This window comes from Candidatus Dadabacteria bacterium (assembly GCA_026708565.1).
Lineage (GTDB): Bacteria > Desulfobacterota_D > UBA1144 > Nemesobacterales > Mycalebacteriaceae > Mycalebacterium.
Window position 1 is genome coordinate 1 of sequence record JAPOUR010000012.1, and the last position, 20658, is coordinate 20658.

Sequence of the window (20658 nt, forward strand, 5' to 3'; positions counted from 1 at the left end):
CGGCATTTTCAAACGCGGCGGAACTCTCAAGCGGCGAACTCGCTTCCGTCAGAACTCTCGGAACAAGACCGGCGGGAGACGCAAGCGGAACGGTATGGGGCTATCTGCGAACGGGCGGACTGCCCGGAGGCTTCCTTGTGGATGCAAGCATTACCACAGGAAAACTTGCGGACGCCTCCGTCACCTCAGCAAAAATCACGGACAGGACTATTGCCCTTGCAGACCTGAGCGAGAGTGTTAAATCCGCATTTTCAAACGCGGCGGAACTCTCAAGCGGCGAACTCGCTTCCGTCAGAACTCTCGGAGCAAGACCGGCGGGAGACGCAAGCGAAACGGTTTGGGGTTACCTGCAAACAGGCGGACTGCCCGGAGGGTTCCTTGCGGACTCAGGCGTAACAACGGCAAAAATCGCTGACTTAAACATTACCACCGGAAAACTCGCGGACGCCTCCGTCACCTCCGCAAAAATCGCAGACCGGACTATCGCCCTTGCAGACCTGAGCGAGAATGTTAAATCGGCATTTTCAAACACGGCGGGACTCTCCGGCGGTGAACTCGCATCCGTCCAAACGCTCGGAGCGAGACCGGCGGGAGACACAAGCGGAACGGTATGGGGCTATCTGCGAACGGGCGGACTGCCCGGAGATTTCCTTGAGGATGCAAGTATTGCCACCGGAAAACTCGCGGACGCAAGCGTTACAACGGCAAAAATCGCCGACTTAAGCGTTACCACCGGAAAACTTGCGGATGCCTCTGTCACCTCCGCAAAAATCGCGGACAGAACCATTGCCCTTGCAGACCTGAGCGAAGATGTTAAATCCGCATTCGCAAACGAGGCGGAACTTATAAGCGGCGCAGTGCAAACCCAGCAACTCGCGGACGCAAGCGTTACAACGGCAAAAATCGCCGACTTGAGCATCACCACCGGAAAACTCGCGGACGCCTCCGTCACCTCCGCAAAAATCGCGGACAGAACCATTGCCCTTGCAGACCTGAGCGAAGATGTTAAATCCGCATTCGCAAACGAGGCGGAACTTATAAGCGGCGCGGTGCAAACCCCGCATCTCGCGGACGCAAGCGTTACAACGGCAAAAATCGCCGACTTAAATGTTACCACCGAAAAACTTGCGGACGGCTCTGTCACCTCCGCAAAAATCGCGGACAGGACTATCAATCTTGCCGACTTGAGTGAGGATGTTAAAGCGGCATTTTCCAATGCGGCGGAACTCTCAAGCGGCGAACTCGCTTCCGTCCAAACGCTTGGAACAAGACCGGCGGGAGACACAAGCGGCACGGTTTGGGGCTATCTGCAAACCGGCGGACTGCCGGGCGGTTTCCTTGCGGACTCAAGCATCACAGCCGGAAAACTTGCGGACGCCTCCGTCACCTCGGCAAAGATCGCCGATGACACCATTGCTTTGGCCGACTTGAGCCCGGAAGTCAGAACCGGACTTCAGGGGTCTGCGCCGGAAACCTCTCTGACAACCGCGCAGGCTGAGGCGCTTTCATCTTTGGGAACAAAACCGGACGGGCAAAGCGGCACGGTTTGGGACGCGATAGAGTCGCTTCAAAGAAGCGGGGTGTTTCGGACGGGCGGTTCGGAATCCGCGCCGGTTCAGGTCGGCGCGGGGGCGGTGGCCGTGGGGCCCGGCGATATTGCCATTGGAAGGGGGGCGGTTGTCGGCGCGGACCATTCAACCGCGATTGGAGACAACGCTTTCGTCAACGGCTCTGAAAGCGTTGCCATAGGGGAAAGGGCGCGCGCCTGCTCCACGGAAACCATGATGAACATTGCGGGCTGTTCCGCGGCGGTCGCCGTGGGGCAGAATGCGGTGGCGGTAAACGTTCAGGCAATTGCCCTTGGGCAAAATTCATCCGCAAGCGGGGCGCGGGCGATGGCAATCGGTCAGGGCGCGAGCGCGGAGTATGAAAACTCAATAGCAATCGGTCAGGGTGTTTCCACAACGGAGGCGAATCAGGTGGTTGTTGGAAATGAGCGCCAGAAAATAGTTTTCGCTCCTCTCGCCAACGCATCCGCGCCGGATAACCGTATTATGTCCGTCAATCCGGACGGTTCGGTCGGGGCGGCGGATTCCCTGACGGTGGAAAGGGTTGAGAGCGGTTTGTCCGCGCTTGAGCAGGGTCTGAAAGACATCAGAAAACTGCGGAAGGGAATGGCGGTTTCCTCGGCGCTTTCAAGTTTGAATCTGCTTTCGCAGAAAGACAAAAGGTTTGCCGTGTCCGCCGGAGTGGGTTTTGCCGACAGTGAAACCGCATTTGCCACCGGATTCGGGGTGAAACTTCTTGAACAGAAAGGGATTGTTATTTTTGCAACGGGGCAGTTCGGCTTTTCCGGCTTTGGTTCGGAGGATTCAAAACAGGGCGGCGGGAGTTTGAATTTTAATTTTTAGGCAGACTCTTTAACCGCCCTTCCCTGTCGTTTCTTTTCTTTTTCCGTTATTTACTTGCCATTCTTGTCATTCCTTGCTACGACAAGGAATCCAGTTTCTCTTCTCCGTCATTCCTTGCCCCGACAAGGAATCCAGAGGGGATGAGGGCTTTTTCCGATCTGTCGGGGCGGGCGGTTTCTTCATATAAGACAACTCCCGCCAAGTGTCGGTTTGGCGTGGCTACGCCTTGAACAAGCGGAACTACATCTTGAACGGACGGGATTAGGTTAAGTAGAGACGGGATTAGATTGCGTAGAGGCAAGGTTACATCTTGGAGAGACGGGACTACATCACGGGGCGGTTGGTTTATATCTTGTAGCGGTGGAATTAGTCTTGTTTGCGGTTTTTTTACACTAATAAAAGTCGGTGGAAACATCCCGAAAGCGCAAAAAGCCCTTTATTTGCAGGGGGGACGGCAGGGAGAACGGTGGAGGGGACGGTGAAATCTTGAAATCGGGCAGGCGGGGTTTATACTGCCCGCATTCTTCTGTTACGGAGGGGTTGAGATGAACAACAAAGATATTTATGTATTGGCTGTGGCGATTCTTGTCTTGGCGGGAGCGGTTCTCTATACAGATTTTTCTGAGCCACAAAGCGGGGTGAATGCAAGAGATGAGTTGGGTATAACACTTCTAATGCGGGCGGCGGTCAGGGGGGAAACCGAAACAGTCCGGTATTTGCTGAAAGCAGGGGCGGATATTGAGGCAAGGAATAAAGATGGCGAAACGGCTTTTAGCCTGTGGCAAAGCAAGCACAAACACCTCACTGACTTTCAGGAAATCTCAAACTTGCTTCGTCCCTGACAGCAACCGTTTGCCGCCGTTTCGGTGGAAGGTTAAAATGCCCGCATTTCAAGCGGGAGAGTTTGAAGGATGAAAAAAGCGATTTATGCGGTGATTGTGGCGGTTCTCGTTCTGGCGGGAACGGCTTCCCATGCAACCTATTGGCAGCAGGGCGGGGTGAATGCGAAAGATGAGTATGGCAACACACCTCTGATGCATGCGGCGATTACCGGAAATACCAAAGTAATCCGAGAATTGCTGAAAGCAGGGGCGGATATTAACGCAAGGGGTATTACGGGCGGGACGGCTCTGATAGTGGCGGCGGTTGTGGGGCAAACCGAAGCAATTCGGGAGTTGGTGAAAGCGGGGGCGGATATTGAGGCAAGGGGTAATAACGGCGGGACGGCTCTGATGTTTGCGGCGGTTGGGGGGCATGCTGAAGCAATCCGGGAATTGCTGAAAGCAGGGGCGGATAAAGAGGCAAGGGATAATCTCGGCAATACGGCTCTGATAGTGGCGGCGGTTGGGGGGCATGCTGAAGCAATCCGGCAGTTGGTGAAAGCGGGGGCGGATATTGAGGCAAGGAATAATGACAGCGGGACGGCTCTGCTGTTTGCGGCGTTTGGGGGGCATGCTGAAGCAATCCGGGAGTTGCTGAAAGCAGGGGCGGATAAAGAGGCAAGGGAGGATAATAAAGGCAGGACGGCTCTGATGGTGGTGACATACAACGGGCATACCGAAGCAATATGGGAGTTGCTGAAAGTGGGGGTGGATGTCAACGCAAGGGATAATGATGGCTGGACGGCTCTGATGTTGGCGGCGGAGAGTGGGCATACCGAAACAATCCGGGTGTTGCTGAAAGCGGGGGCGGATATTGACGCAAAGGATAATTACGGCCAGACGGCTCTGATGGTGGCGGCGGGCTACGGGCAAACCGAAGCAATCCGTGGGTTGCTGAATGCGGGGGCGGATATTGAGGCAAGAAATAATCTCGGCAATACGGCTCTGCTGTTTGCGGCGTTTGGGGAGCAAACCGAAGCAATAAGGGAGTTGCTGAATGCGGGGGCGGATACAGAGGCAAGGACTAATAACGGCTGGACGGCTCTGATAGCGGCGGCGGACAACGGACAAACCGAAGCAATCCGAGAGTTGCTGAAAGCGGGGGCGAATAAGCGGGCAAGGTCGGATGCCGGTGGAACGGCTTTTGACCTGTGGCAACTCTTCCAAAAAGACCATCCTGACTTTTGGAGAATCTTAAACTTGCTCCGTCCCTAACGGTAACCTTTTGCCGTTTAACCCACCGTTCCACCGTTTGACAAACAAACATCAACGACTAAAATCGGGATTGCCTTACGGCAACTCGCGGCGAGGCAAGGTTCGGCGTGGCCCAGCGTGGCTTGGCGTGGCGTGGTATGGCACGGCAGGGCGCGGTTCGGCGAGGCATGGCAAGGCTTGCCTGTTGTGATGACAGACAGGATTGACACGGGCGGCGGGAAACCGTTGCCCGTGTCTTTATATGTGGGCGGTCAAACACGGACGGCAAGCGATTGCCAACCAACCAATAAGGAGGGTTGAAGAATGGATCTTGATAGTGAACTGATAAGCGCGGCGTGTTCGGGGGACACCGAAAAAATACGGAAGTTGTGGAAAGAAGGAGCGAATGTCAACGCAACGGATAATGACAGCAAAACGACTCTGATGTGGGCGGCGTTGCTCGGACATACCGAAGCAGTCCGGGAGTTGCTGAAAGAGGGGGCGGATGTCAACGCAAGGGATAAAGGCGGCATAACGGCTCTGATGTGGGCATCCAACGGAGGTCACACCGAAGCAATCAGGGAGTTGTTGAAAGAGGGGGCAGATGTCAACGCAAGCGCAAACAACGGCTGGACGGCTCTGATGTATGCGGTGGCAACAGGTCAAACAGAAGCAATCCGAGAGTTGCTGAAAGAGGGCGCGGATATTGAGGCAAGGGATAATGGCGGCTTGACGGCTTTTGACTGGTGGCAAGACCTTCAAACAGGCCATCCTGCCTTTCAGGGAATCTCAGACATGCTCAAGCCCAGACGGTAACCCCCTCACCGTTCAACCCACCCTTCCCCACCCCCTCTGGATTCCTTGTCGTAGCAAGGAATGACAGGAAGGCGGCTCCACCGCCTACATTGCCTACAAAAAAGGCGGCTCTTCCGGGAGCCGCTTTTTTGTGCGTATAATTACCTCAAATGAAGTTCAACATAGTCATTGAGAAAGACGAGCACGGATACTACGCCTTTTGTCCGGCTCTCAAGGGTTGCCACTCTCAAGGGGATTCTCCGGAAGAGGTTTTGAGCAACATCAAAGAGGCAATGGAGTTATACTTGGAAACCCTCAATCCCTCTCCTTCCCTTCAACCGTCTTTTCCACACTATCCTTAATCTCCTGCTTAAAAACACGAAACTCCCTTATCCCCTTTGCGGCAAGGCGCGTGAGTTTCACAAAATCATCCGGGCCCATGAATAAGACCGCCACCAAGCATATAACCGCTATCTCTCCGAAGCCGAGGCCAAACATCCGCTAACCCCCCTCCCCCCGCGCGGGCTGCGTGCGGACGAAAAACGTCAGCGCCGCCGCGCACAGGCAGAACACCACCGCCGCCATAAACATAGGGAAATACCCCCCGATACTGTCGCGCAACAGCCCGGCGGTTATCGGGCCCGTGAGCGCCGCAAGGGAAAAACCGCTTCCGAAGAACCCGAATATTGACCCAAGCTCCTTGAGCCCGTAAAGATTGCCGAGTATTACCGGAAAAACGGGAATCCAACCGCTGTAGAAAAACCCGAACAGAAACCCGAAGATGTAAAATATCCAATCGCCGCTCAGGAAAAGGATTGGCACGATAATGCCCGCCTTACAGAGATAACAGATAAGCAGAACCCTCTTCTCCCGGACAAACCTGAGCACGAAACCGGAAAAGAATATGCGCCCGAAAATGCTGCCGACCCCTATGAGCGCGGGCGGAATCGCCGCCCCGACCGTCTCAATTGAAAACAGCCCCATGTTTACCGCCTTGATGCCGCCGAGACCGGAATCAAGGGAGAAGTTGTAAAGATTGATGATGACAATGAGAAACGCGTTGAACCCCGCCCAGAAAACAAAATACAGCAGCCAGAAATCGCTTCTCCGCAAAGCGTCAACCGCCCGGACGCTGCCCTCGTCAAGGTCTGCGGGAGGCGAGCCCGCCCCGGCGGAGGGGGAGGTTTCCGGCGGGTCTTTTCTGAGAAAAAGCCCGGACAGAGACAAGGCAAACGCTATCGCCGCGATTGTGAAAAACGCCTCCTTGATGCCCAGGTCGTGTATGAGCCGGGCGCTGAGCGGCGACAGCACAAGCCCGCTGACCGGAAGCCCCGTTGTGGCTATCCCGATGGCAAGCGCCCTGTTTTTCTTGAACCAGCGGCTGATTATCGCCACCGGAAGCGTGTAGAAAGCGCCGTCTCCGAGCCCCACCATAACACCGAAAAACAGATACAATTCGGCAATGCTGTCCGCATACCCCGACAGGAAAAACCCGCCCGAAGCGATGACCCCGCCCGCCGCTATCACCCATTTGGGGTCGTATTTCTCGGACAGTTTGCCCGCAAGCGGCATTGATATTGCAAGAACAATACAGCGAAGAGAGAAGATGGACGCCACCTCGGTCTCGGTAAGGCGCACGGCGTCGCTTAAATACGGCTTGAACACCCCGAAGGTGTAAAGCAGAAGCCCGTTAAGAAAGATGAGGCAAAACGCCGCGGCGACAATCACCCACGAATAACTGAACCTTGCCTCGCTCACCGCTTTGCCGCCTTGATAATTTCGGCAACCGCATCCCTCTCCGGCAGGTCCCGCTCGTCTCCGGTTTCCATATTTTTGAGTTTGACAGTCCCGCCCTGTTTCTCTTTCGCCCCGATTATCACGGCAAAACGCGCGCCGGACTTGTCCGCTTTTTTCGTCTGACTTTTTATTGATGATTCTGAATGCTCAATCAGTGTTCCGACATTCTCGTCTCTCAACTTTTTTGACAGTTCAAAAGCCCCGTCAAAACACTCCACCCCTATCCAGCATACAAACACTTGCGGGCCGTCCCGCTTTTCCTCGCGACCGGAGGATTGAAGCAATCCGGCCGTTCTCTCAACACCGATTGCAAAACCAACCGCCGGAGTGGAACGGCCTCCCAACTCCTCAACCAGCCGGTCGTATCTGCCCCCGGCGGCAACCGTGTTCTGCGCGCCGAGACTTTCTCCGTCCCCCGCCTTCACCTCAAAAACTGTGTGTGTGTAGTAGTCAAGCCCTCTGACAATTCTGCCGTTCTCCGTAAAGGGAACGGAAAGCGCGTTGAGGCGTTTTTTGACCTCCCCGAAATGCCCGGCGCTCCCGCCTGAAAGGTATTCCTTCATAACAGGCGCGTTTCCGGTCGCCCGCTCGCAGTCCGCCTTTTTGCAGTCAAGAACGCGCAGAGGGTTTGTTTGCAGCCTCCTCTGGCAGTCATTGCACAGGTTGCCGGAAAGAGGCTCTAAAAACTGTCTGAGGGCGGTCTTAAAATCTCCTCTTTCTTCCGGCGTTCCGATGGAGTTGATCTCCATGGTCAGACCGCTCTCAATTCCGAGCGCCTTGAAAAAATGCCACAGCATTGCAATCATTTCCGCGTCCGCCGAGGGCTCGCTTGAACCGAAAAACTCCGCCCCTATCTGATGAAACTCCCTCATCCTGCCCTTCTGGGTATTCTCGCGCCTGAACATTGAACCGGAGTAATACACCTTTTTGCCGTCGGCGGTCTGGTCAAGCGAGTTCTCAATGAACGCCCTTACCACCCCCGCCGTCCCTTCGGGGCGCAAAGTGATTAGGGATTGATTCCTGTCTCTGTCGGCAAAGGAATACATCTCCTTTTCCACAATGTCCGTGGACCTCCCCACTCCCTTCTCAAACAGGCCGGAGTATTCAAGAGTCGGGATTATGATTTGATGAAAACCGTAAAGGCCGAAAACCTCTTCGGCTTTCCTCTCAATGCTGCGCCACAGGCGGGATTGTTCCGGCAGTATATCGTGGAAGCCCTTGATTGATTTGACGCCGGTTTTGGACATTGCAAGGCGGGAAACGGGTTTGACCGCCCCTGATTATAGCGGTAAAATCAGCGCTCCGCCACCTTCCGGCACGATGACAAGGAACTCAAACTCACCAAGGGTTTGCTATGTGGCAAGCCCGCAACTTTTCTCAAAGGGCGCTTACGCCCTGCATGCGGCGAGAATGTGCGAGGCGATGGACGGGCTCGGCGTTGAGTTTGAGGCGGTGTTTCCGGGGCGTTTTGACACCGGCGGGATATTTGAATACTACGGCGTCCGGCCGTTCAACCTCACCTCCCTGCCCTTCACAAAACATGCGGGCAGGCAACTCACGCACGGCGCGGCGGGCGCGTTTTACGCCCTCGCCAACAAACACCGGTTTGACATGGTTTTGACCCTCAACATAATCTGCGCCGCCATACTGGCAAAAACAGGCGGGCTTCCCGTGGTTTACGACGCCCACCACCCGCCCGTGGGCGCGGCGGGGCGGGCGCTGTTCCGCTTGTTTCAAGGGTCTGAAAATCTCGCCGCCGTCTCGTTCAACAGCGGCGGACTGCGCCGCATATACCTTGAGGGCGGGCTTGACGAACGGAAAACGGTCGTGGCGCACAACGGCGTTGAAACCGGAGATTTTGAGAACCGCCCCGCGCCGGAGGAGATCAGAAAACAACTGGGCATCCCCGCAGGCAGGCCGGTGGTGTGCTACTGCGGCAACACTTACGAGGGAAGAGGGATTGAAGACCTGATTGAAATTGCGGACGGAATGAGAGACGCGCTCTTTCTGGTTGTGGGCGGAAGAGACCGCGACAACGCGCCCCACAAAAGGGCGGCGGAGCGGCGGGGCGTTGACAACTTCGTGATGAAGGGCTTTGTTCCGCATTCCGATGTGCCGCTTTACCTGCTCGCCTCCGATGTGCTTGTGATGCCATACACCGACAAAGCGACCATACGGGGCGGCACGGTGGCGACGGAGTTCACCTCGCCGATGAAACTGTTTGAATACATGGCGGCGGGCAAACCCATAGTGGCGGCCTCCATCCCTACCGCGCTTGAGATTCTGGAAGACGGCGAAAACTGCGCCCTCGCCCCGCCCGGAGACCGGCGGGAGTTCGCTCGGGCAATCCGCAGGTGTGTTGACGATGAGGATTTTGCCCGCCGCATAGCCCGCGCGGCGCGCGAAAAAGCGGAGCAATACACATGGAAAAACAGGGCGGGGAAAATCCTCTCATTCACGGCGAACAGGCTCAAATGAAACAGTTGTCCGCAAAAACACGACCGTTTGCGGCGGTCCGCAGCGGCGGGATGCGGGCAATGCTCATTGCGGTGTTTGCCGCAACGGCGGCGTTTACACCGCCCGCAATGGCGCAAGACCCCGTAGGGGCAAACTCCGCGGAGGCAAAACCGCAGAAAACCGTTATCAGCCGCGACTTCATCAAAGACAGCGCGATTTACTACGGCTCAATATGGGCGTTCAGGTTCTTCTATGTGCGAAACAAAAATGCCCGGATTTACGACACCTCGCTATCCAAGTGGTGGGACAACATCGCCCGCGCGCCCGTAACCGATGACGGAGACGAGTTCTTCACAAACTATGTCGTGCATCCGTTTGCGGGATATGTTTCCTATCTTTACTACAGGCAAATGGGCTACGGATTCTGGGGCTCCGCCCTGGGCTCCGCGCTTCAGAGCGCGATGTTTGAATACACCGTTGAAGGGCTCGTGGAGACCCCCTCGCTGCCGGACTTAATCTCAACCCCGGCTCTGGGTGTTTTGGTCGGGGCGGCGGCGGAAAAAACATCCGACTGGCTGGCGGGCATGGGCAATCCGGTCGCAACATTTCTCGCGCACGGGCTTAACCCTATGAGAAACTTCGTCAAAGACGGAAGGGTGGTTCTTATAAACCCGCTTCGGAGAAGTTTTGAGTATTCGCAGAGTTTTGACACATCAAACCTGCCGCACAAACGGCGGGCGGTTGAGGAGCCGCAGCCGCACTCCTTCCGTTCGGCGCTGCCGAGGGGGTATGCCGGGGCGCGCCTTGAGGTCGCGGCGCGTAAAGACGCTCCGGGGCAGATCATTCTTTACAACATCGGCGCGGAAATGCCCTCGGAGGATTACGGCAAAAGCGCTTATGTGTTCTTCAACCAGTCCGGCGTTAACAACCTTGGCGGCGACCACGCGCGGGACGGCTATGAACTGTCAAACTTCACCGCCGGAGGCAAGTTTCTTCTCGCAAAAACATCCTCATACTGGGCGGCCCTCGGAATTGAGGCGCACCTGCCGACCGTCTATAAGGACAATGTGAACAGACTTGAGACGATAACATCGCTGTATAAACGGAATTTGCCGGTTTACGTTGAAGACGCATGGTCGGTCGCCCCGTTTGCGGGCGCGGCGGTTCGCGCGGGGCCCGTTTCGCTTGAGGCGCACACAAGCGTTGTGTTTCTCCGCAAGGCGGAAAAGTTTGAGGGGGACGGCTCGGAAACCATACTGCGCTACGGGGCGGCTCTGGGAGTTTCGCTTCCCCGCTCATTGCGGGTTTCGGCGGAGATAACGGGAAACCGCATCGCCTCCTCGCTGGAAAACGGGCGAAAAAGCAACGCCTACTTTACCGCGGGCTTGAGATTCGGGGGGTTTGTTTCGCCCTCGGTCGCCGTTCAGATACCGGTTGCCGGGGACGATGAGAAACAGTTTTCACAATCGGTCATAACGCAGATTCAGGTCAGGTTCTGAAAGCGCGAAGTTCAGACTTAATCCCCGGCCAGCTGGCGCTCAAACTTGTCTATCGGTATGGCGGAAAGCGTAAGCAGTTGAACCGTTCCTCTTGAGCCGAGTTCAACCGATATCCTTGTTATGGTGTCGTTGTCGGGGGCCTCTATAATGTTGACGAAATCGTAAAGCCCCAGCACCGCATACTGCGCGATAACCTTCGCGCCCATTCTTTCTATCTCTTTGTTGACCTCTTTTATGCGCTCGGGGCGCATCTTGACGGTTTTGCGCCCCTCGTCGGTGAGCGTGCTGAGCATTATGTATCTCTGCATATCTTAAAGGATTTTGTTGATTGACTGCTCTATCTCTTCACGGGAAACCGCGCCGATTATCTGGTCAACGATTTCGCCGTCTTTGAATATGAGCAGTGTGGGAATGCTGCGGATTCCAAACTTTACGGATGTGTCGGTGTTTTCATCCACATTGACCTTGCCCACTTTCAACCTGCCCGCAAAATCCACGGAGATCTGTTTCACCGAGGGCGCTATCGCCTTGCACGGGCCGCACCACGGAGCCCAGAAATCAACCAGCACCGGGGTGTCGCTTCCCAAAACCTCGCTCTCAAAAACCGAATCGTTGAGTTCTATAACCGTGTCTTCAGCCATTATGCGCCTCCGCGACAAGCAAGTGTAATTGCCGCGCCGTAACTGTCAAGCGGGCGGGGTTTGCGGGGACGGGCGGAGACGAGTAATCTCCTTGCTTTGAGGCGCCCCCGGCGCCGGAGGAGAGCGCAAATGAGCAAAAAAACAAGAATTGAATCCGACTCCATGGGAAAGATGAAAGTCCCCGCGGACGCCTTCTACGGGGCGCAGACCGCAAGGGCGGTTGAAAATTTCCCCATAAGCGGCCGGACGCTGCCGCCCGTTTTCACGGCGGCGATGGGAATGATAAAAATGGCTGCGGCGCAAACCAACATGGAACTCGGGCTATTGAGCAAACGCGCGGGGGGAGCCATTGTGAAGGCGGCGCGCGAGGTGGCGGAAGGCAAACTTGACGAACACTTTGTTGTTGACGTGTTCCAGACCGGTTCGGGAACATCCGCAAATATGAACACCAATGAGGTCATAGCGAACAGGGCAAACAAAATCCTCGGAAGCAAGTCCGCCGTCCACCCCAACGACCATGTCAACATGGGACAGTCAAGCAACGATGTAATCCCGTCCGCAATTCACATATCGGCGCTGACGGAGACGGAGAAATCCCTCCTTCCCGCCCTGCTCCGGCTTGAAAAATCCCTCGCCCGCAAGGCGCGCGCCTTCGGAGGTGTGGTGAAGATAGGCAGAACCCACCTTCAGGACGCAACCCCGGTAACGCTCGGACAGGAATTCGGGGGCTGGGCGGCGATGGTTTCAAACAGGGCGCGGGACGTAAAGAGCGCGGCGGACGGGCTCAGGGAACTCGCCCTCGGCGGAACGGCGGTCGGCACGGGAATAAACACCCACCGGAATTTCGGCGCGATTGCGGCGAAGAAGATAAGCCGCCTTGCGGGAACGCGCTTTACCGAGGCAAAAAACCACTTTGAAGCCCAGGGGAGCAAAGACGCCGTGGTTCAAATGAGCGGCTCGCTTAAAACTCTCGCCGCAAGTCTGATGAAAATTGCAAACGACATACGTTTTCTGGGAAGCGGCCCGCGCTGCGGACTGGGCGAAATTATGCTCCCCGCAATTCAGCCCGGCTCATCAATAATGCCGGGGAAAGTCAACCCCGTGATGGCGGAGTCTCTCGCTCAGGTCTGCGCGCAAGTAACAGGCAACGACACGGCGATAACAATCGGCGGGCAGAGCGGCAATTTTGAACTCAACGTCATGATGCCGATGATGGCGGACAACCTTCTGGAGTCGGTTTCCCTGCTGTCTGCGGCGTGCGGGGCGTTTGCGGAAAAATGCGTGGACGGCATAGAGGCCGACAAAGCAAGGTGCGGCGAGTCCATTGAGAAAAGCCTCGCCATGTGCACAAGCCTCGCGCCCGTTATCGGTTACGACCGCGCCGCAGCCATTGCAAAAGAGGCGTATGAAAAAGGGAAAACCGTAAGAGAGGTCGCCGTGGAGCGGAAAATCCTTCCCCAGAAGGAGATTGACTCCCTGCTTGACCCGCGCTCCATGACCGCGCCCTCAGGCGGGAAGAGATGAGTTTGAAACGGCTTGCCGCAACCGCCCTTGCCGCGGCGGCGTTCGCGGTTCTGTGGAATCTCATCCCGCCCCCTCCCGCGCGCGCGGAGACGGAAGGCCGGGTTTCGGCGTTTACGTCAGACCCGGACGCCCACCATAAAAAAGTGGTGTGGGCGGAGGGCGTCATATCCTCAAAGGTGAAAACAAAACGCTATAAGGGGAAGGACTACACTTTGTTCAAAATGAAAGACCCGGAGGAAAACGGCGGCGCGATGCTGGTTTATCTCAAGGGGCTTCACGGGGAGTTGCAAAAGGGAGACCTTCTGCGCGTCAGGGGGAGATTTTACGCGAAGAGAAGATACCTCTTTATCAAACTCAAAAACGTGCTGAAGGGAAGGGAGTTCAGGGTCTTAAAGCCCCATTGACTCAAATATGGGAACGACAAGGTCGGCGGACCTGTCTTCGTCTATCCGGTAGGTGGAAAGCAGGGGGCCGCCGCTCTTTTTCGCCTTGTCCGCGGAAATCACTATCTGTTCGCCGTCCGGGTTTTTGAAGGTGATGAACCCGCCCTTTTCCGCCTCCTTTTCAACCACCTTTACCAGATGCCTGATGTTTCTTATCTTCACCCCGTTGACGCTTTCCACAAGCCAGTTGCGCATTCCGTGATAGCCGTAATTGACCTCAGACGGCAAAACCCTGACGAGAAACACGACCTCTTCATCGGGAAACCGCCGGATATCGCTCAGTTTTGAAAGCAGCGAGACGGGGGCTTCCGTGAACCATCTGCGCCCCCACGACCTCATGTAGTTGATGGTGAGCGGCGAGAAAACGCAACCCGCAAATATGTAGTAACTCGGGCTGCCGTAGTTGGCGTTTATCAGGCGCACATCATCCACGCCTTTTGACAGAACAACATCCATTTTCATCTTCCTGCCCTCACGCAGCACCTCAACGGCAACCGTGTCCCCTATCTGGCGGGAATCTATGAGGTGGCTGAAGTTGGTCCTTTCGTTGCCCCTGAAATTGATCGTGCCGTCCGGCAGTATGTCCGTGCCGTCTATTGAGAGCAGTATGTCTCCCTCGTCTATCACGCCGTATGCGGGCGAGCCCGCCGCTATGCGGTTTACCAGCACCCCGATGTCTTCCTCCTCAACGCCCTTGCTTTCCCTCAGGTCGGGATTTTGCGCCTCCTGAGTCTGAACGCCGAGAACGGGAAAGCCGTCGTAGGAGCCGTCTTTTATGTCGTCAAGAAAATGGTCTATCACCGGTGTGGGAACCATGTATCCGATGCTTTCCGACCTGACGAGCGCCTGTATCACGACCCCGACAATCTGCCCGTCCACCACGGCGGGCCCCCCGCTGTTGCCCGGATTGATGGGCGCGTCAATCTGCGCAATCAGAAGCTGGTTCACGCTGTGGGAGTAAATCTCATGCTCCACACGCGACACTATTCCTCTGGTCGCGCTGAGCGTCTCCCCGCCGACGGGGAAGCCGTAAACGGTAACCTCCTCCTGCGTATGAACCAAATCCCTGCTTATCTCAAAGGGTTTTACATCGTCAAAAAATTCCTTCTCCTTGACCGTCAGAATGGCGAGGTCCGCATGGTGCGATATGAAGAGCAGGTCTGCGGTGTATTTCTTCGGGTCGCCGAACTTGCTGACGTGGATAAACGCCGCATGTGAAACCACATGGGCGCCGGTAAGTATGTGCCGACCGGAGATGATGCAGCCCGAACCGGAACTCTCGGACGGGCCGTTGACCACCCACGGCTGCTTGAAGGACGGAATGGTCTTCTGAACATGGATTTTGACCACCGACCTTCTGACTGAAGAGTCGCCGCGAGCCTGCGCGGCGTCCGTCGGCAGCATAAGGCAAAGCGCCGCCGCAAGCGGCAACAGGAAAGCGGCGACACCCGCGAGCCTGTCCGCCCGGCCCCTAATCCCTGTGCTTGAGCAACTCAAGCTCAAACCTCTCTTTCAGTTCTGCGGCCTTCGTGTCATACTGCGCGGCGCTCTTCCAGCACTTTCTCGGCTGTAGCAGTTTTGCCGGAACATTCGGGCATGATTTTGGAACCTGAAGACCGAAAACGGGAACTTTTACAAAGCCGCTTTTGTCTATGGTCTTGTCCAGCGCGGCCTTCACAAGAGCCCTTGTCTGCGGAAGCGGCATCCTCTTCCCGACTCCGTAGGGGCCGCCGGATATGCCCGTGTTCAGAAGCCACACTCTCGCGCCGGATTTCTTCATCCTCTCCTCAAGCATGGCCGCATAAAAACGCGGCTGGCGCGGCAGAAACGGCGCGCCGAAACAGGAACTGAAAGTGGTCTGAGGCTCTTTTACCCCGCGCTCGGTGCCCGCCACCTTTGCGGTGTATCCCAGCAGAAAGAAGTCCATCGCCTGCCGGGGGGTAAGTCTGGATATCGGCGGCAGGACGCCGAAGGCGTCGTAGGTCAGCATAAATATATTTTTGGGCGCAGGCCCGGTTCCGCTCTCCACAATCCCCGGCAACGCGTCTATCTGGTAGGCGACCCTTGTGTTCTCGGTGTGCCGGGAGCCGTCAAAATCTATCTTCCTTGTCTGTTCGTCAAACTCAACATTCTCAAGAATGGAGCCGAAGCGCACGGAGGCCGAGTAAATTTCGGGCTCAGTTTCGGGGTTCAGCCGTATCGCCTTGGCGTAGCAGCCGCCCTCAAAGTTGAAGATGCCGCCGGAAAACCAGCCGTGCTCGTCGTCTCCGATAAGTTTCCTCTCCGAGTCTGCGGACAGGGTGGTCTTCCCCGTTCCCGAAAGCCCGAAAAACAGAGCCGTGTCGCCGCGCGCGCCAACGTTGGCGGAGCAGTGCATGGGAAAAACATCCCTGTCGGGAAGCAGAAAGTTGAGGGTCGTAAAAATTGACTTTTTCATCTCCCCGGCGTATTCGGTTCCGCCGATGAGCGCCATCTTTTTTGTGAAGTTAAGGATGATGAAGGTCTTTGAGTTTGTGCCGTGTTTTTTCGGGTCGGCTTCAAAGCCCGGCGCGCACATCACGGTAAAATCCGGCTTTCCGGCGGAAGCCTTCTCAGGCCTGATGAACAGGTTGTTTACAAAAATGTTGTGCCACGCAAGTTCGTTGATGACCCTCACCGAAGACTGGTATTTCGGGTGCGCGCACACGCACAGGTCTTTAACAAACACATCCTTTTTTGAGAGATACGCCGCCATCCCTTTGTAAAGGGCGTTAAAGTTGGCGGGGCTTATGGGACGGTTCACCTGCCCCCAGTTCACCGAATCCTTGGTGCGGGAGTCGCGGACTATAAAGCGGTCGCCCGGAGAGCGCCCGGTGTGCCTGCCCGTGTATGCGACAAGGCCGCCGCCCTCGGCAACCATGGCCTCATTCCTTGAGAGCGCCTGCTCGTAAAGGCGCGGGACGGACAGATTGTGATAAACCGCTCCGGAGGTCTTAATCCCGTGGGCGGATAGCACATCGCCGGGCTTACGTCGTTTTGTTTGCGCTGTCATACCGGTTCTGCGTGTCAGACCGCCGACTGCGGCGGCGGGCAACAAGGTATATTATGGAGAGCAATTTTTCAATATCAGCCGCCGGACTCCTCAACTTCCCTTATCCAGCGGTCTATCACATCCGCCGCAAAATCGGGGTTTTCCATGCAGTCATGGGCGGCTTCGGGAATAAATGAAACATCAACCGCGCCGTTGCCCGACCGGTTCAGAATCTCCCGCAGCCGCTCCGGTTCCTCCGCAAACACTATGTCGTCTTTCGCCCCGTGGATAAACAGCACCGGCGCCGAAACGCCGCTTATGATGTCGCAGGTTTTTGCGCGCGCGGCCTCCGGGCCCCTCATAAACCACCATGTTTTATAGGTGAACATCTCAACATCGGACGGGTTGAGGGAATCCCCCCATGCCCGGTAAACCACAAAGATTTGGTCATTGTTTGAAGATTCCGGGTCGTTCCCGAGGACAGACCGCGCCTTTGAAAATATGTCATCGTAGCGCGGAATGCCGCCCCACCTGTCAAGCCGCTTCTTCTGCGACTCCGGCAGAGAATACGAGCAGCCCTCAAGGATAAGCCCCTTCACCGGCGAGCGCGGGGAGGAGACCATGTAGTCAACGGCTATGTTCGCGCCCATGCTGTATCCGAGTATGTAGATGTTTTTGAAGCCCTCCCCGAGCAAAATCTCAACCGAGCGTTCAACGTCCCACGCCGCTTTCGGGAAGACGCCTGTCCCCATTATCTGGCCGAGAAACGCCATCCGCGTGTTGATTGAAAATGTTGAATACCCGCGGGCGAGCATAAGGGGCGGGAAGATCTTGGGAGTGCCGCGGGCAAGAAAGTTTCCGAGAACCCCGTGAATGTTAATGATGACGGGAATGCGGCGCAAATCCCCGCCGCTTGCGGGCGGAGTGGTCAGAAGCGCGTCAACCTTAAAGCCGTCCCGCGCCTCGTAACTTAGAATCCGGTTTTTCACTTCAGTCTTCTGCGCATCCAGTTTATTACCACCTCTCCGAGTTCCTCCTCCTTGCCCTCAAGGGTGTGCCCCGCGTTGAGAAAAAACGCCGAAACATCGGCGTTGCCGGCGTCGGTCGCCCTTTGAGAGAGGTCGTGCGTCTCATTGGGGAGAACAACTTTGTCTTCCCAGCCCTGTATAAGAATGATGGGCGCTTTGATTTTCCCTATCTGTTTGTAGGTCTTGGAGGCGTCGGCTTCCGGGCCCGCAAGAAACCACCACGTTTTGTAGGTGTATATTTCGCAGTGTTCCGGTCTGAAGGTGTCTCCGCGAGCCCGCTGGATGATGATTGTGCGGTCTTCCTTTGAATGTGCCGGGTCGTCTCCCAGTATCTCTTTCGCCTCTTCGTAAACCTGTTCGTAGGACGGGGAACTTTGCCACCTGTCCCACCTGCGCCTTATGGAGTCCGGCATTGAATACGGGGTGGCAATCACCATGACGCCGCCTATGGCGTCCGCCTCTTTGGTTCCGGCCCTTTCGGACATGTATCGGACGGCTATGCAGCCGCCGAGGCTGTAGCCCGACAGGAAGATTTTTTTATAGCCCAAATCCGTGAGGTAGTTGATAACGCCGTCTATCTGCGGAAGGGTGTCATCCACTATGCCGTAGCCGAAAAACAGACTGAAGTTTGACAAGCGCGTGTTGATGGCGATTGACGAGCAGCCCTCGCGGGCGAGAAGGGGCGGCAGAAACCTCTGGCTTCCTTCAAGAAAGTTTCCGAGAAAACCGTGAACGTGAATGACCATCGGCTCTTTCTCCGCGCCCGCGCTTTCGGCTTTGTATAAAAGGGCGTTCACGCCGCCGCCGGGGGTGGGGATGGTGATCAGTTCCTGAGGCGGAATATCAGCCGTCTTTGCCGTTTGGTCGGGTGGGGAACTCATGGGTGTCTTCGGATAAAACAGTAACGATTTAATTCAAATTCTCAACCGGAAGCGGGGGCCGCTTTCTCCCGCCGCCCTTCCCATACGCAAATGTCAAAAATCCCGCACTCCGCGCACAGCGGCTTTCTCGCCTTGCAAATCTCCCTTCCGTGGTCGCCGAGAGAGTTGGAGAAAAATGTCCGCTCTTTTTCGGGCACAAGAAGCATAAGGTCTCTCTCTATCGCTTCCGCGGTCTTTGCCGCGCTGAAACCCAGCCTGCGGGAAAGGCGGGATATGTGAGTGTCAACTATTATTCCGGGTTTGCCGAACCAGTTTCCAAGAACCACATTGGCGGTCTTTCTGCCGACCCCCGGAAGCGCGGTCAGCTCCTCCATTGTTGAGGGCGTCTCTCCCCCGTGCCTGCGGTCAATCACACCCGAACACCCGATAATGGCGCGCGCCTTGTTTTTGTAGAACCCCGCGCTGAAAATGTCCTTCTCAAGTTCCCCCGGCTTTGCGGACGCAAAACTGCGGGGGGCGGGATATTTCCTGAAAAGCCCCGGCGTGAGGGAGTTGACCCTCTTGTCCGTGCACTGCGCTGACAGTATGCAGCCGATTAGAAGTTCAAACGGCGAGTTGTAGTCAAGGTGGCACCGCGCATCGGGATAGGCGGCGCGCAGAAACTTCAGAACGCGCGACGCCCTCTTTTTCAGGCGGTCTTTTTCAATCTTTCGTTGCGGGGCGGAGATCTGTTTTCCCCTCAAAGAAGTCGCTGTTTTCCTTGACAAAATCCTCCCATTTTTCGGGAAGTTCATCTTCATGGAATATCGCGTCCACGGGGCAGGGGTCAACACACGCCCCGCAGTCAATGCACTCGTCCGGATGTATGTAAAGTTGCTTGTCGCCCTCGTATATGCAGTCCACCGGGCAGGCCTCAACACAGGATTTATCCTTTACGTCTATGCATGGTTCCGCAATTATGTATGCCACTTGTTACTCACCTCCCGAAGAATCAGGCGCGGGTGTCTCATCGGGAACTTCCGCCCCGCCGGGCGCATTCGCCTCTGCGGGGATTTCCGTCCCCGCGGGAACACCCCCTGAATCAAACACCGATGAAGACGACTGCCTGATTGAAATATATCCAAGCAGCAGGGAGGTGGCAACAAACACCACCGCCATAAAACGGGTCGCTTTTGAGAGGAATGTGGTCGCGCCGCCCGCCCCGAAAACCGACTCCGAGGTTCCGCCGCCGCCGAAAACCGTTCCCAACTCATCGCTGCCGCCCGGCTGCATCAAAATGATGACTATCATTATAAACGCCACCGCAATGTGCGCTGTTTTTATGAAAGGCACAAGAAATTCCATTTTCAGACCGCCAAAATCGCCTCTATTATGACGGCAAATGTCTCAAGTTCAAGGCTCGCGCCCCCGACAAGCATCCCGTCCACGCCCGCCGCCCCGGCTATGTCCCGCGCGTTGCGGGCGTTCACGCTGCCGCCGTAAACCACGCCGACGCCCTCCGCATCCGCGCCGTAAAGGGCGGACAAAACCCCCCTTATGCCTTCGTGCATCTCCTCAATATCGGATATCCGGGCGCTGTTACCCGTTCCGATTGCCCAGACCGGCTCGTATGCGACAGTAATGCTCCGGGGTGAAACGCCCCGGATGGCGGCCTCAATCTGCCGCCTCACAACCGCCGCAGCCCCGCCGTCCGCCCTCTGCTCCGCCGTTTCCCCCACGCACAAAAGAACGCGCATTCCGCAATCGGCGACCGCTTTTGTTTTCGCCGCCACGGTCTCGTCGCTTTCGCCGAAAATGCGCCTTCTTTCCGAATGCCCGACTATCACCATGCCGCAACCCGCATCCTTCAGCATCCCGCACGAGACCTCTCCGGTATAGGGGCCGCTCTCTTCATAAAAAACATTTTGCGCGCCTAACATTATCCGGCCTCCCGCCCCGCTTGAAACCGCGTCCATCGCCGTAAAAGGCGGGAAAAGCGCAATGTCGCAGCCTGCGTCCGGAAACCTGCCGACAAGGGCGCGGGCAAAATCCGCCGCCCCGGCGCGGGGTTTGTTCATCTTCCAGTTCGCTGCTGCAAGTTTTGTTCTCATTGCCTTA

21 protein-coding genes and 1 pseudogene are annotated in these 20658 nt (G+C 56.3%); 9 read left to right on the forward strand and 13 right to left on the reverse strand.

Going from position 1 to position 20658, the window contains the following annotated elements; genetic code table 11:
• The 5 genes from OXF42_01980 to OXF42_02000 form a co-directional block, all read left to right on the forward strand.
• Positions 1-2411: hypothetical protein (locus tag OXF42_01980; protein ID MCY4046865.1), on the forward strand; the 2411-nt coding region annotated here is incomplete at its 5' end.
• A gap of 545 nt (positions 2412-2956) precedes the next feature.
• Positions 2957-3253, forward strand: coding sequence for an ankyrin repeat domain-containing protein (locus OXF42_01985; GenBank protein MCY4046866.1), 297 nt, complete (start codon positions 2957-2959; stop codon positions 3251-3253).
• 69 nt (positions 3254-3322) lie between these two features.
• The gene (locus OXF42_01990; protein ID MCY4046867.1) at positions 3323-4507 is read left to right on the forward strand and encodes an ankyrin repeat domain-containing protein; all 1185 of its coding nucleotides are present in this window, start codon (positions 3323-3325) and stop codon (positions 4505-4507) included.
• Between the two features lie 303 nt (positions 4508-4810).
• Entirely contained in the window at positions 4811-5302 is a 492-nt protein-coding gene (locus OXF42_01995; GenBank protein ID MCY4046868.1) for an ankyrin repeat domain-containing protein, read from the forward strand.
• A 149-nt stretch (positions 5303-5451) separates the two neighbouring features.
• Complete coding sequence (locus OXF42_02000; protein MCY4046869.1) at positions 5452-5643, forward strand: type II toxin-antitoxin system HicB family antitoxin; 192 nt, start codon at positions 5452-5454, stop codon at positions 5641-5643.
• Here the strand turns inward: OXF42_02000 and OXF42_02005 are convergent.
• Genes OXF42_02005 through hisS form a run of 3 tightly spaced genes read right to left on the reverse strand, consistent with a single transcriptional unit; the run spans position 5597 to position 8325 of the window.
• Positions 5597-5779, reverse strand: a complete 183-nt coding sequence (locus tag OXF42_02005) for a twin-arginine translocase TatA/TatE family subunit (protein MCY4046870.1) — start codon at positions 5777-5779, stop codon at positions 5597-5599. The genes OXF42_02000 and OXF42_02005 overlap by 47 nt on opposite strands.
• A 3-nt stretch (positions 5780-5782) precedes the next feature.
• On the reverse strand, positions 5783-7039 hold the full coding sequence (locus OXF42_02010; GenBank protein ID MCY4046871.1) for an MFS transporter: 1257 nt from the start codon (positions 7037-7039) through the stop codon (positions 5783-5785).
• Positions 7036-8325 (reverse strand): histidine--tRNA ligase, encoded by a 1290-nt coding sequence (gene hisS, locus OXF42_02015; protein ID MCY4046872.1) that lies wholly within the window; start codon positions 8323-8325, stop codon positions 7036-7038. The genes OXF42_02010 and hisS overlap by 4 nt, the downstream gene beginning before the upstream one ends.
• Positions 8326-8398: 73 nt before the next feature.
• Between hisS and OXF42_02020 the strand changes: the two genes are divergently transcribed.
• Together OXF42_02020 and OXF42_02025 are read left to right on the forward strand one after the other, a co-directional pair.
• Entirely contained in the window at positions 8399-9556 is a 1158-nt protein-coding gene (locus OXF42_02020; protein MCY4046873.1) for a glycosyltransferase family 4 protein, read from the forward strand.
• Positions 9502-11034: a DUF3943 domain-containing protein gene (locus tag OXF42_02025; protein MCY4046874.1), complete on the forward strand. Its 1533-nt coding sequence runs from the start codon at positions 9502-9504 to the stop codon at positions 11032-11034. The genes OXF42_02020 and OXF42_02025 overlap by 55 nt, the downstream gene beginning before the upstream one ends.
• A 17-nt stretch (positions 11035-11051) precedes the next feature.
• On the opposite strand, the gene OXF42_02030 is transcribed toward OXF42_02025, so the two are convergent.
• Both OXF42_02030 and trxA read right to left on the reverse strand, forming a co-directional pair.
• Positions 11052-11342: a GYD domain-containing protein gene (locus tag OXF42_02030; GenBank protein ID MCY4046875.1), complete on the reverse strand. Its 291-nt coding sequence runs from the start codon at positions 11340-11342 to the stop codon at positions 11052-11054.
• Positions 11343-11345: 3 nt separating this feature from the next.
• Positions 11346-11675, reverse strand: coding sequence for a thioredoxin (gene trxA / locus OXF42_02035; protein ID MCY4046876.1), 330 nt, complete (start codon positions 11673-11675; stop codon positions 11346-11348).
• Positions 11676-11804: 129 nt separating this feature from the next.
• Between trxA and OXF42_02040 the strand changes: the two genes are divergently transcribed.
• Together OXF42_02040 and OXF42_02045 are read left to right on the forward strand one after the other, a co-directional pair.
• Positions 11805-13199: a class II fumarate hydratase gene (locus tag OXF42_02040; protein MCY4046877.1), complete on the forward strand. Its 1395-nt coding sequence runs from the start codon at positions 11805-11807 to the stop codon at positions 13197-13199.
• Entirely contained in the window at positions 13196-13603 is a 408-nt protein-coding gene (locus tag OXF42_02045; GenBank protein MCY4046878.1) for a hypothetical protein, read from the forward strand. The genes OXF42_02040 and OXF42_02045 overlap by 4 nt, the downstream gene beginning before the upstream one ends.
• Here OXF42_02045 and OXF42_02050 read toward each other — a convergent pair.
• The 8 genes and pseudogenes from OXF42_02050 to tpiA all read right to left on the reverse strand — a co-directional run bounded on the left by OXF42_02050 (position 13589) and on the right by tpiA (position 20651).
• On the reverse strand, positions 13589-15145 hold the full coding sequence (locus OXF42_02050) for a serine protease (protein MCY4046879.1): 1557 nt from the start codon (positions 15143-15145) through the stop codon (positions 13589-13591). The genes OXF42_02045 and OXF42_02050 overlap by 15 nt on opposite strands.
• Positions 15114-16673 carry a phosphoenolpyruvate carboxykinase (ATP) gene (gene pckA / locus OXF42_02055; GenBank protein MCY4046880.1) on the reverse strand — a complete coding sequence of 520 codons (1560 nt, stop codon included), beginning with the start codon at positions 16671-16673 and terminating at the stop codon, positions 15114-15116. The genes OXF42_02050 and pckA overlap by 32 nt, the downstream gene beginning before the upstream one ends.
• A gap of 74 nt (positions 16674-16747) precedes the next feature.
• Complete coding sequence (locus tag OXF42_02060; GenBank protein ID MCY4046881.1) at positions 16748-17641, reverse strand: alpha/beta hydrolase; 894 nt, start codon at positions 17639-17641, stop codon at positions 16748-16750.
• Entirely contained in the window at positions 17638-18561 is a 924-nt protein-coding gene (locus tag OXF42_02065; protein ID MCY4046882.1) for an alpha/beta hydrolase, read from the reverse strand. Before OXF42_02065 ends, OXF42_02060 begins: the two co-directional genes overlap by 4 nt.
• Positions 18562-18602: 41 nt before the next feature.
• Positions 18603-19304 (reverse strand): endonuclease III, encoded by a 702-nt coding sequence (nth, locus tag OXF42_02070; GenBank protein MCY4046883.1) that lies wholly within the window; start codon positions 19302-19304, stop codon positions 18603-18605.
• A pseudogene (locus tag OXF42_02075) lies at positions 19300-19530 on the reverse strand (4Fe-4S binding protein). The gene nth and the pseudogene OXF42_02075 overlap by 5 nt, the downstream one beginning before the upstream one ends.
• A 3-nt stretch (positions 19531-19533) precedes the next feature.
• Positions 19534-19905 carry a preprotein translocase subunit SecG gene (gene secG, locus OXF42_02080; GenBank protein ID MCY4046884.1) on the reverse strand — a complete coding sequence of 124 codons (372 nt, stop codon included), beginning with the start codon at positions 19903-19905 and terminating at the stop codon, positions 19534-19536.
• A gap of 2 nt (positions 19906-19907) precedes the next feature.
• A complete protein-coding gene (gene tpiA / locus OXF42_02085) occupies positions 19908-20651 on the reverse strand; it encodes a triose-phosphate isomerase (protein MCY4046885.1) in 744 nt (247 codons plus the stop codon).
• Between the last annotated feature and the right edge of the window lie 7 nt (positions 20652-20658).